Here is a 790-nt window from a genome sequence, read left to right as displayed (position 1 = left end):
CCTTTATATAAAGTAAAAAAAGGGAAATTTGAAAGTTATTTTCAAAACGATGATGAGCTTAATCAATGGATATTAAGTCAAGCAGTGGATAATGTATTTGTTAAAGATAAAAAAGGACATGAAATTGACAAGAAAAAACTAAGAGAAATTATTAACTTAATTTTTCAGATTGATAGTATTTTAAAGAAACTTGAAGTAAAATCTTTAACATTAAATGATTATCTTAATTTTGAAAAAAGTGGTAAAATTCCAGTTTATAGAGTTGAGATATCGCCTGGAAATTATAGATATTTTTATTCTGAAAAAGAATGGCTTGATTATGAAAATGAATTTATAGAAAAAAGAAAAGAAGAATTAAAAAAAGAACTTAAAGAAGAAGCCCTTGAGAGGGAAGAAGAACTTGGTCCTTCTTTTCAAACTCTTTCTGAATTTTCTAAGCTTTTTCAAATAAACAATAAATTAAAGGATTTTGGTTATACGCTTGATGATTATATTTTTATCAGTTTGGAAGAAGAAAAAGATAAAGTATTTAAGAATTTTATTTTTGAAATTAAAACTGAAAAAAATAAATATTTTGTTTCAAGTTTAAAAGAACTTGGAGAAATAATAACTAAAGAAGGAACACAAGGCGCAAACATACAAAGATATAAAGGTCTTGGTGAGATGAATCCTCAACAACTTTGGGAAACGACCATGGACCCTCAAAGAAGAAAACTTCTAAAGGTAACATTGGAAGATTCTGCTGAAGCAGAAGCTATATTTACAACATTGATGGGAGATAATGTTGAGC

At 26.8% G+C, this 790-nt stretch carries 1 protein-coding gene; it reads left to right on the top strand.

The window, feature by feature from the left end; all coding sequences use genetic code 11:
• The coding region (locus N2201_07470; GenBank protein MCX7786037.1) for a DNA gyrase subunit B at positions 1-790 on the top strand (790 nt) is incomplete at both ends.

This window comes from candidate division WOR-3 bacterium, assembly GCA_026418155.1.
Taxonomy (GTDB): Bacteria; Hydrothermota; Tepidihabitantia; order Tepidihabitantales; family CAIPLT01; genus JAOABV01.
Note: the sequence above shows the minus strand (reverse complement) of the source record. Positions and strands in the feature narration are given on the sequence as shown.